The organism is Pseudomonas sp. MN1F (assembly GCF_009391885.1).
Lineage (GTDB): Bacteria > Pseudomonadota > Gammaproteobacteria > Pseudomonadales > Pseudomonadaceae > Aquipseudomonas.
The window spans coordinates 148,618-159,544 of the sequence record NZ_VZII01000003.1; the positions used below are offsets into that span (position 1 = coordinate 148,618).

11 protein-coding genes are annotated in these 10,927 nt (G+C 57.8%); all 11 read left to right on the top strand.

All coding sequences use genetic code 11. The features are described 5' to 3' along the window. Positions 1-209: 209 nt before the first annotated feature. The 11 genes from F6X59_RS01430 (at position 210) to F6X59_RS01480 (ending at position 10,614) form a co-directional block, all read left to right on the top strand. A complete protein-coding gene (locus F6X59_RS01430; protein WP_152954058.1) occupies positions 210-1,097 on the top strand; it encodes a ParA family protein in 888 nt (295 codons plus the stop codon). Then, positions 1,090-1,839: a hypothetical protein gene (locus tag F6X59_RS01435; protein WP_152954059.1), complete on the top strand. Its 750-nt coding sequence runs from the start codon at positions 1,090-1,092 to the stop codon at positions 1,837-1,839. The genes F6X59_RS01430 and F6X59_RS01435 overlap by 8 nt, the downstream gene beginning before the upstream one ends. Then, positions 1,839-2,537: a DUF2786 domain-containing protein gene (locus F6X59_RS01440; RefSeq protein ID WP_152954060.1), complete on the top strand. Its 699-nt coding sequence runs from the start codon at positions 1,839-1,841 to the stop codon at positions 2,535-2,537. The genes F6X59_RS01435 and F6X59_RS01440 overlap by 1 nt, the downstream gene beginning before the upstream one ends. Continuing rightward, the gene (gene dnaB, locus F6X59_RS01445; protein WP_152954061.1) at positions 2,534-3,880 is read left to right on the top strand and encodes a replicative DNA helicase; all 1,347 of its coding nucleotides are present in this window, start codon (positions 2,534-2,536) and stop codon (positions 3,878-3,880) included. The genes F6X59_RS01440 and dnaB overlap by 4 nt, the downstream gene beginning before the upstream one ends. Positions 3,881-4,054: 174 nt before the next feature. Beyond that, positions 4,055-4,582 (top strand): hypothetical protein, encoded by a 528-nt coding sequence (locus F6X59_RS01450; protein WP_152954062.1) that lies wholly within the window; start codon positions 4,055-4,057, stop codon positions 4,580-4,582. A 225-nt stretch (positions 4,583-4,807) separates the two neighbouring features. Next, positions 4,808-5,812 (top strand): nucleoid-associated protein YejK, encoded by a 1,005-nt coding sequence (gene yejK, locus F6X59_RS01455; protein ID WP_152954063.1) that lies wholly within the window; start codon positions 4,808-4,810, stop codon positions 5,810-5,812. An 11-nt stretch (positions 5,813-5,823) separates the two neighbouring features. After that, entirely contained in the window at positions 5,824-6,171 is a 348-nt protein-coding gene (locus F6X59_RS01460) for an Arc family DNA-binding protein (RefSeq protein WP_023628770.1), read from the top strand. A 1-nt stretch (position 6,172) separates the two neighbouring features. Next, positions 6,173-7,879, top strand: coding sequence for a ParB family protein (locus F6X59_RS01465; protein WP_152954064.1), 1,707 nt, complete (start codon positions 6,173-6,175; stop codon positions 7,877-7,879). A gap of 32 nt (positions 7,880-7,911) precedes the next feature. Next, positions 7,912-8,607, top strand: coding sequence for a DUF2857 domain-containing protein (locus F6X59_RS01470; RefSeq protein WP_023628772.1), 696 nt, complete (start codon positions 7,912-7,914; stop codon positions 8,605-8,607). Beyond that, positions 8,604-9,902, top strand: a complete 1,299-nt coding sequence (locus F6X59_RS01475) for an STY4528 family pathogenicity island replication protein (RefSeq protein ID WP_152954065.1) — start codon at positions 8,604-8,606, stop codon at positions 9,900-9,902. Before F6X59_RS01470 ends, F6X59_RS01475 begins: the two co-directional genes overlap by 4 nt. Further along, entirely contained in the window at positions 9,895-10,614 is a 720-nt protein-coding gene (locus tag F6X59_RS01480; RefSeq protein WP_152954066.1) for an A24 family peptidase, read from the top strand. The genes F6X59_RS01475 and F6X59_RS01480 overlap by 8 nt, the downstream gene beginning before the upstream one ends. Positions 10,615-10,927 lie beyond the last annotated feature (313 nt).

Sequence of the window (10,927 nt, forward strand, 5' to 3'; positions counted from 1 at the left end):
AAGGCCCGGAACGACAAAGCCCGCGACCATTGCTGGTTGCGGGCTTTGTGTTACTGCATATGGTGGGTCGTGTAGGATTCGAACCTACGACCAATTGGTTAAAAGACAATTGGGATCTAGGCCGAAAATTCCACCTAGGGAGGGGTTTTTAGCACCATTCCGCGTTTAGGCACGCAGCCTCTAATGAAATCCACATTAGAGGCATGGCAATGACACATCAGAAGAAAGCAAAACGAGCTGGTAAGGTTTCCACCAAAGGCGGCACCGGTAAATCCACTGGGTCCACCAATCTGGGGGCATTCACTGCAGACGCTGGGCTGCGCACGCTCCTCATCGATCTGGACCCCGTCCAGCCTTCCGCATCCTCCTATTTCCCCCTGGAGTACACCGCTCCGGGCGGCATTTTCGAGCTGCTGTCGTACAACGAGACCGACCCAGCCAAGATCATCTCCCGCACGTCGATCAAGAATCTCGACGTCATCATCTCGAACGACGCCAACAACCAGCTCAACAACCTCATACTGCAGGCGCCTGATGGCAGACTGCGACTAGCCAACCTTATGTCGGCTTTCGATGCCGATTACGACCTCATCCTCTTTGACACCCAGGGCGCCCGCTCTGCGATGCTGGAGATGGTCGTTCTCGCATCCGACATCATCCTCTCCCCCCTCCCCCCGAACATGTTGGCCGCGCGCGAATTCAGCCGTGGGACCATCCATATGATGGATGGCCTGCGCAGTTACGCACGTCTCGGCCTCACTATTCCCCACATCAACATCATCATTAACGGCCTGGATGAAACTGCTGACGCGCGAGAGATCCACCGCACCGTCCGTGAAATCTTCGACGGGAACCCTGACTACACCGTCCTGCAATCGATCATTCCAGATGCCGTCATCTTCAAGAAAGCCGCGAGCCAAGGCGTGCCGGCGCATCGACTTGAATATCGTCAACCTTCGAACCGTAAGTCGCCGTCGGCGCTGAGCGTCATCCGCAACCTGGCTATCGAGGCGTTCCCAGAATGGAAAGACCGCTTCGAGGCAATGACCGAAGAGCGTGTTGCCGAGATCGCAAAGGAGGCCCGCCGCGATGAGTAAGCACACGATTACCGAGGCTTCCGGGATCACGGCCGACGAAGTCCTCAGAATTGGGAAACTCTACAGCTCCAATGAATTACGCGGCATTCAGAAAAAGCTGACGTCGACGTCTGGAGATCTGCACAAGCTGGCCAACGGTTGGTCTATCGGGAGCGGATTACTCGGGTCGCTCGGTGACCTTCTGAGCCATGAACAGCGCGATCTACTGCGGAATGCCGCACAACTCATTAACTCGATCGGCCACAACGTGACCCATGCGAAGGAAAAGCGTGTTCGGACCGAGAAGGCCGCGAAACGGCGACAAGATGCGCGGGACGCACTGTCGAAGCAGCTGGTTGCACGTACATTCCCGTTGCCTACCGAAACCCCTGAAGAGCTGTTGGAGACGATCAAGGCTGCACTCATCCTGAATCGTGCACGACAGTTCTACACCTCCTACAACCCTTCTGAATTCAACGTTTACATCCGAAACGAGCTGAAGACACCTGATCGGCTTTATGGGCGTACAGTGGAGCAGCACCGTCTCAGCAATATCAGATCAACTCGCTACTCCTTGATCGATGATGTGACCAGGCACCTCGCATATGACGATGGCTCGTCAGTAGAGGAACGCCTGCGGCTCCTGCAGGAGAAAGTGGCCGAAGCTGTAGGCCTGGCTGCCTTGACAGCAGACGAACGCGAGACCTTGCGCCTGTGGCAAGAGGCCCTGCTCCCAAGTGCTGGACAAGGGGAGGGCTCCTGATGGACAAGCAGAAGATCCTCGACAAAGTCACCAAGCTGATGGCCTTGGCCAACAGCCCAGGGGCAAACACGAACGAGGCAGCAATCGCATTGCGCCAGGCCCGCTCGCTCATGGCCCAGTACAACATCGACGCAGACGAACTGCTGGCCAGCCAAGTTCTTGAAGCAAGCATCCCCACGGGCACACGTCGATCCCCAGCGGATTGGTTGCATGCCCTCGCCGGAACGTGTGCAGCCGCATTCGACTGCAGCCACCTCTCCTACTACCACCCATTGAAGGGCTACTGCTTCAAGTTCCTGGGCAAGGGTATCGGTCCGGATCTGGCTGCCTATGCCTACAGCAGTCTCGTCCTGCAGTTACAGAAAGCACGTCGCGAGCATGTCTCGCAGCAGAAACGGTGCCAGCTGAAGACCAAACGACGCCGCGGCCAACTCTTTGCGGAGGGTTGGATTGGAGCAGTGGCCTACAAAGTTCGAGAGTTCGCGGGTGACCTGGCTCCGGAGATCAAGGCTGAGATCACGGCCTACTTGACCGTGCATCACCCTGATTTGGAGCAAAGCGACATCACGCCAAGCGAAGCCAAAGGCCACGATCGTAGCTCGCTGTACGCAGGTATTCGGCAAGGCCGGCGTGCTCAGCTCCACCACGGAGTTGGCCGCACCGAACAGCCTGGCATTTCCCACGTGGGTGCCAGATGACCGACCTGAGCTATTCACCTCCTCACTCCATGGAGGCCGAACAGGGCGTCCTGGGCGGGCTGATGCTGGACAACGAAGCCTGGGATCTCGTCGGTGACCTACTGCAGGCAGATGACTTCTTTCGGGGCGAACACAGGCTGATCTTCACCGCTATCCAAGAACTGTCAGAGAAAAACAGCCCTTTCGACGTAGTGACGATTTTCGAGCAGATGGCCGTCCCTGAAGAGGTTGGAGGACTTTCCTACCTGGCAGAGCTGGCCAAGAACACCCCGTCTGTAGCGAATATCCAATCGTATGCGGAGATCGTGCGTAATCGCGCACATCTTCGTCGCATCATGTCCCTGTGTTTCCAGGGGACACGGGATGCAGCTGAGCTCGCTGCTGACGCGGCGGAGGTTCAGGACACGCTCGAGCAGAAGCTGTTCGCGCTGGGCGAAGGTCGCGTGGTCAGCGAATTCGCCAACATGAACGAGGCACTGCTCTCTGTCGTCGACAAGATCGACGCGAATTTCAACGGTCATGTGACCGTAACGGGGGTGCCAACAGGCATCACCGATCTCGATGAAATGACGCGCGGCCTGCAGCCAGCAGACCTGATCATCGTCGGCGCGCGACCATCCATGGGCAAGACCTCGTTCTGCTTGAGCATCGTCGATGCCGCGCTGACAAATTCGCCCGACGAGATCGTGCTGGTTTTCAGCATGGAGATGCCTACCGAGGCCCTGATCTATCGAATGCTGGCCATTCTGGGCCACATCGATCTGAGCAGGCTGCTATCCGGTCAGCTGCAGGATGAAGACTGGCCCAAGCTATCCGCCGCCGTCCATCGCATGAACGCCTATGGCAACCGACTGGTCATCGATGACAGCGCGAATCTGACCCCTGCCGCAATGCGGGCCAAGGTTCGACGTGCCAGCCGGCGCTTCGGGAAGCCTTGCTTGATCATGGCGGATTACCTGCAGCTCATGCGGAGCCCAGGCCAGGAAAACAGGGTCAACGAAATCAGCGAAATCTCCCGGTCACTAAAGGGGATCGCGAAGGAATTCAACTGCCCCTTCATGGCCCTATCGCAGCTCAATCGGGACCTTGAGCGCCGGCCCAATAAGCGCCCAGTGAATGCTGATCTACGGGATAGCGGGGCTATCGAGCAGGACGCGGACCTCATCGTCTTTGTCTATCGGGACGAGGTGTACAACGAGGACACCGAACTCAAAGGCGTTGCCGAACTGATCATTGGTAAACACCGCAACGGCCCCGTCGGCTATGTCCGCGCAGCCTTCATAGCCAACCAAACTCGCTTCGCAAACCTCACTGCTGACCATTGGCAAGGAGCTGCCGCATGACGTTCACAGAACCCCATCTGATTACGCATGGCTGCCTTAACTGTGGCCGGCACTTCGCGCTTCATCAGGTACGGCAAGTGCATCCTGCTGAGCATACCCCTGAAGGTGAGGCAGAGGTTCTGGTATGCCCGGTCTGCGGCAGCTATGACCCCGTTCCTCTCTCGGAGGTGCCCAATGCAAGCTGAGCAGATCTACCCTTCGATCCCTGCGATCGCAAACACCGACCAATCGGCCTTGGCATTCGCGCACCAGTCTGGCGTAAACGCGGTTTGGCTGGATGCTCTCAGCCAGGTTGTCTCACGGCTCACACAGTTCGGTGAAACCACGGTGCCTGTTGAGCTGAATGAGGCTCTGCAAGAGCTTGCACAACTGCAGTACGTCGAGCTGGAAAGCCATGATGCTGGAGCACTGGCAGCGACCCTCCTTGGCCAACCAGCCCTACTGACCAATTACTTCTGGTCCGTATGGGTACCAAGGTACCTCCTGAGCTGCGGTCTGAAGGTTGCAGTAACCCCCCATCTGACCAGCTCCGTGGACGAGGCTCATCACTGCACCGTGGTCTTCCGGATTCCTGGATCGCGCGAGACTGCACGTGAGTTCCTCACCGACCTGGCCACCCAATATCCGGGCTGCACACCGGAAATCGTGGCCATCCAAGCAGGTGATGCACTTTGCCCGAAGGAGGCCGGATCCAATGCGTAACCTTCTTCGCGGCGCCCACGACAGTGTCCGCCGGCTTGCTGAGTTTGCCCTCTCCGAGGGCTGGACTCTCTCCAGGTCCAATAGCGGCCACCTGAAGTTCAGCAAGTCCGGCTTCGCACCGATCTTCACTTCCTGCACACCTGGCGACCACCGTTCCGAGCGCAACACCCGGGCGTTGCTTCGCCGTGCGGAAGTCCAAAACAGCTCCTCGCGGGGGATTCAATAATGCCGATCCGACACGTAATTATTCACCAGCTCGACAAGCAGCCCGACGGCAGCCCCGCCGTCCTTCATGCCCGTGACACTGAGCTCCCACCGTCCGATGCTATCGAGAGTCTCCAGGGCGACCTGAACGACAGCTACAACGCCAAGCAAGGCAAAGCGTGGGGCTTCTTCCATGGGGAGTCGGGTGCGTACCCATTCAGCGGCTGGCTGAAACAGTACCTGGAGGAGCAGCAAGATTTCACCAGCTTCAGCCGTGTGTCTGTCGAACACCTGCAGAAACTGCTTGAAGAGGTCAACCTGTCCACCGGTGGCCACGTGCTCATCAGCCATTACCAACAAGGCTTGACTGAGTACTTGATGATCGCTGTCCTCCAGCAGGTCGAAACCGTCGGCCTGGACGGTGATCTTAATGTTGTAGCCTCTCGCTACCTGGACACCAGCAACTTCTCCTGCGCGGCCCGGATCAACCTGAGCGAGTGGCGCAACAACCCTAACTCGAAGCAGTACATTTCCTTCGTTAAAGGCAAAAACGGCAGGAAGAGTTCGGACTACTTCCGCGACTTCATCGGGTGCCAAGAAGGCGTCGACGGGCCAGGTGAAACCCGCACGCTTCTCAAGGCATTCACCGACTACGTCGAGAAAGAGGATCTCCCAGAAGAAAGCGCCCGGGAGAAAACCCACGCGCTGCTCGACTATGCCACCACCCAAACGAAGCTGGGGCAGCCCCTCTCCCTTCAAGAGCTGTCCCAGACTCTCGATGAAGACCGCCCTCAGGCGTTTTACGACCACATCCGCAATAGCGACTACGGCCTATCCCCTGAGATCCCGGCCGATAAGCGCACACTCAACCAGTTCCGCCGTTTCACCGGCCGCGCCGAAGGTCTGTCGATCAGCTTTGAGGCGCACCTGCTCGGTTCCAACGTCACCTACGACGCCGACACCGGCTCGCTGACGATCAAGAACCTGCCCACTCAGCTCACCGACCAACTCAAACGCCGCCAGTAAGGAGAACCACCATGAACGCAACCAATTCCCGTACCGCTGACAAGTTCGTGGTTCGCCTGCCGAATGGCATGCGTGAACAAGTGGCAGAAGTCGCCCGCAAGAACCATCGTTCCATGAACAGCGAAATCATCGATCGCCTCGAGCAATCGCTACTCAACGGTCAATTTGAACCAGCGCAGAAAGCCCAGGGCGACGGCGCCAACGCAGAGGAGTTGAGATCCGAGCTGACCCGCGCATACCGGATCATCGATCGCCTGTTGCAAAATGCTGTTCCCACTCAAGACGACATTCAGGAAGTGCTGCACCTGGTTCGCCACTCTCCTCTGGCTCACCCGCACGTTGCTGCGGTAGGAGCTTGAGATGGCCGCTACAGACCTCAAAGCCAAGCTTCTCGCTCCAGGCTTCACCCCTACAGGCACCACCGCGGCCATGAGTGACCCTATCGCTGACACTCCCATGGTCCTGAACATTGACGTTGTTCTCCCTTGGGAGGATAACCCTCGGACTACACGCAACCCTCGGTACGAAGAGCTCAAAGAGTCGATTCGCAATCGAGGCCTCGACACTCCTCCACCGATCACGCGTCGACCAGGCGAGGAGAAATTCAGGATCCGTAACGGGGGCAACACACGCCTCACGATTTTGAAGGAGTTATTCCAGGAAACAGGTGACCCCAAGTTCCAGGTGATCAACTTCTTGTTCCGCCCATGGGACCAAGCCCGCGGCGAGATCATCATGCTGACCGGCCACCTGGCCGAGGATCTAAAAGGTGAACTCAAGTTCATCGAGCGCGCAGTGGGCGTAGGGAATGCAAAAGCGCTGTATGAATCCGAAGGTGGGGAGCAGATAGGGATTCGAGAGCTTTCCCGTCGCCTGACTAAGGATGGCTACCCAGTCTCTGCGTCCCATATCAGCAGAATGCTGGATACCCTGCAATATTTGCTGCCTGCTGTGCCCGGCTTGCTCTATTCAGGGCTCGGTATTGACCGGATCACGAAGATAATTGCGCTGAGAAAATCTGCGTTGGCATGCTGGGACAAGCACTACAGCAATGAAGGCGTGGACTTTGAAATGCTGTTCCAGGACGTCCTTGCCCAGTTCGAAGGCGAGGCAGAAGAGTTTCTGTTCCAGCGGTTCCAAGATGAACTCATCGGCACGATGAAAAAATCTCTGCAATTGGGCTACGAGGACATTCTGCTGGAGATAACCCAGCAGCAGGATAAGCTTCGTCGCTCGACACCGGTGGTGGAGTTGCCGATAGCGAGTCCGACGACGGCTCCTCCCGCGCTTGCACCAAACACCGGTTCCGGTTCAACTGGTCCGTCATCCCAAAACCCGCCTAAAGGAACCGGCCGCTCGCAGCAGCTTCCGCAAACGCCGCCATCGCCAGCGGCGCCCGCACCAGGAACTTCGCTCACCCCAGAGCAAGAGCAGGAACGGATTGCAGGGCATATCGCGTCCCCAACGAACCTCAGCCAGCGGGTGATCGAGACCAAAGCGAAGGTTGCCGCCCTCAGCGGGGAAACGCTGCCCGATTTCAACTCGAACTGCCTGGTCGCCATCCCCGTGCAAGCCGGCGGACTGCACCCCATCACCGACCTCTGGTACATCGAGCGTCAGATTGACCAACCTGGCGAGTTGCGCAACCAGGTAGCCCAACTGGCCGTGGAGATCCTCGAATCCGTCAACGGCCCTGGCGATATCCAGGTAATCGATGGAGGAATCGGGTTCAAGTACAAACAGCCGGAAACCGAAGTTGAAGTCACTGCAACAGCTCAACATACGCTGACCCTGCTTCAGTCATTAAGCGGTGCCATGGCCATCGCTTTGAAGATGCTGAGCGAACAACCAGATCCTGCCAGCGCACTTGCTGAATTTGAATTCGCCGCTGGCCTGGGCCAACTATTGCTGGGCCAGCCCCTGAGTGCAGATCAAGCACCAGGTGACGAAGGCCGTTTGAGCGACGGTGCGCTGGTCAAGTTATTCCGCATCATTCGGCTGGCTCGACGGCTGATCGACTTGGAAATCGAAGAGTTCAAACGGTCCTCGCCAGTCCAGGACAACTGAACACTCGATGAGATGAATGGGAGGGAGTCTCAATGTCCAAGTCAACACTTAACGAAGCGGTTCTCTCACAGCTGCTTGACCTAATGCGTAACGGTCAACTTCAGCGCTGTGTAGAGATGGGAGTTGAACCAGAGGTGCTGGGCCAGATCCAGCACCCAACAGTCCTCAGTTTGCTCCGCAATACCCCTGTTTCATGGGTCAACGTGTCAATCAACAGCTCAATGATCCTCAAGCTGCTGACCGGCGCCGCGCGTACAGAAGAGGAAACTCGGCTTATCGAGCGCGCGATCCGGCTGGGGGCCACCACCAGCTTGCTCGGCAAGTTCTTCGGGCTCACACCTCAAGAGATCGCCTTGCAGCGTACCGTCATTGGGGTGCGTGCCCCACGCGGTCGATGGCCAGAGCTCTCTGAAGATCAGGATCACCATATTTGGCATCGCTGGACCAAGTTGATGGATGAGCACCGCGTCGAGCTCGAGGACAGCTTGGCCATGCTCGACGTGGCCATGCTGGTTGCCGAGGAGCTGAGCACGGACGGTCTCACGCTTGCGCAGATCTGGTCACGGATCACTCAGTGGGTCGAACAAGGCTTGTATCCAGGCAGCACTGAACGCTCCCGAGTCACTGAGCGACGACAGCTCACCCTTTTGGATGAGGGCGGCCTACGTCATGTCGATGAAAGCGGCACCGCCTCTATCCATCCTGGAGAAGGCGATCAGAGAAGATGAAGCTCACACGGTTCCCGATTTCCACGCTCCTAGATTCGGCCTCGGGGCAACTCGAGGCCCATGTGCAGAAGAAGAGAGCTGAGGACACCGCCCCTACTGCAGCACCTGCTACACCCTACTCCGGGATAATTTTCAGCGGAAATCCGCATGAAACGGTCCCGCGTAAACTCCTGCTCGACAATCGGTTGACCCCCTTGGAACGCAATTGCTGGCAAGTCTTTCGACTGCTGGTCAATGAAGATGGAATCACGGCTTTCCCCACCTATGACCAACTGCGGCCCTACCTGGGCATGAATCCAGGTAAACACGCCTCTAGAGAAACCGTGGCAAAAGCCTTGACGGTGCTCCGTCTGACCCGCTGGTTAAGCCTGGGCCGGACGGTGCGGAATGAGATCAACGGCCAGGTTCAGGGAAACGTCTACCTCCTACACGACGAGCCTGTCACGCCGGCGGAGGCCCTGGAGTTCGACAAGGACTACATGACCTTGCTGATGCAATCCATGGAGCATCAGAACAAAGCGATCAAGGACATCGCGGCAATTACCTGGAGAGAATTCACCAGCGATCCAGACGTTGGGCGACGACTTCCCTCGCGCATTGACACGATTAGCGATCGACTGAACGCCCAGACCTGGGCAGTTGAAACCAAACAAAATGCACTGCCTGCGCCTGAGTTCGGAATCCGAACTCAGCAAGACTTAGCCGTGGATGGACTGAGTTCGGAATCCGAACTCAGTACGAACTCAGCGAAACAGGGGGCCCTCCCCCTCAGTTCGGATTCCGAACTCAGCCTGAAACCACTGAGTTCACCCTCAGTTCGGAGTCCGAACTCAGCTAGTACGTATACAAATACAGACAAGTCAGTATCTAAAAGCTCTGTACAACCGCGCGAGAGTGCAGGTGTGAACTGGTTACTTGCCCTAGATCTCCTCAAGCCAGAGGACCGTGTGAAGGCACGTGAGATCATGGGGCCGGTACCGGAGAATCTCCGAGAGGCGGTGATCAACCAGTGGAAGCATCGCTGCACTAGCGGGAGTGTCGCCAAGCCCCTTGCGTACCTGACGAGCCTTGCAGGCAGGGCCATACGGGGTGACTTCAACGCAGAGTGGAGCCCTACAGCGCCTGCTGCAACTCCGACGTCATCGCCAGCGGCCAGCGTGGTAGCACGGCCCACTCAGCCCGCCGTTCCCAAGCCGGCACCGACAGCAACTGCGATGCAGACAGCAAATTCCGCGCTGACCTCGCTGCAGGCCCTGCTTGACCCTCGACGCCGCGTGGAGCCCACCGATGAGTGATTGGATGGGTTCTACGATCACCCTGGGATTTGCCTCTGTTGTGATTGGTATGCTGGCGGGCCGCGTTTGTACCTGGGGCGCTTGCTGCCTACCTGCACTCCTCGAGCGCCAATGGCAGCGGGATGCACGGGAACTGCTGGGGCTGGATTCAGAGAAACATTCCGACCTTCAACCGGCCAGAACCCCTTCGCGAGTAATCTGGACCGCGCAGATTAGCTCCGCTGCGTTGTCACTCGTGGTGACAATGCATTTTGGGCCAACTATGCAGGCCTTCTGTGCCCTGCTGTTTACCTGGATGCTTCTGGCTTTGAGCTTGATCGACAGTGAGCACAACCTACTGCCGGATTCGCTGGTAATACCAGGACTCTGGGCCGGCTTAGTCCTCAACTCCTTCGGACTGTTCACGGTACTGCAGGACGCTCTTTGGGGGTGTGTCGTTGGCTTTGGGTTCTTCTGGTCTGTGAGTCAACTAACCGGACTAATCACTGGCCGAGAAAGCATCGGTAGAGGCGACATTAAGCTGTTGGCATTGATGGGTGCGTGGGGTGGCCTACAGGTACTTGGCTGGACTGTAGTTTGCTCTCTGCTAGGTGCAGGTCTAGCCGCAATGCTTCTCATACTCCTGGGAAAGCGATCTACCGACGCAAGAATTCCATTTGGTCCGTTCATCTCCGCCGCAGGCTGGAGCGCATTTGTGATTCTCACTCATTGATTAGCAACCCTGGGAACACCACTCGGATGAGTGGTGCAAGCGGCACTACCTGGCAGTGTTGCGGGCCGCAACACCCACCGACCTGGCCACCGGTGCCGACGGCCAACCGAGTGCTGCCACCGGCACCACCTGGGAGTGTTGCGGCCCGCATCACTCACCGGTATCGACACCGGCCCCGACGCCAGGTCGAGTGGTTCCACCGGAATCACCTGGCAGTGATGCGGCCCGCATCACTCACCGACCTGACCATCGGCGCCGAGGCCAAGTCGAGTGGTTCCACTGGAACCACCTGCCAGTGTTGCGGCCCGCAACA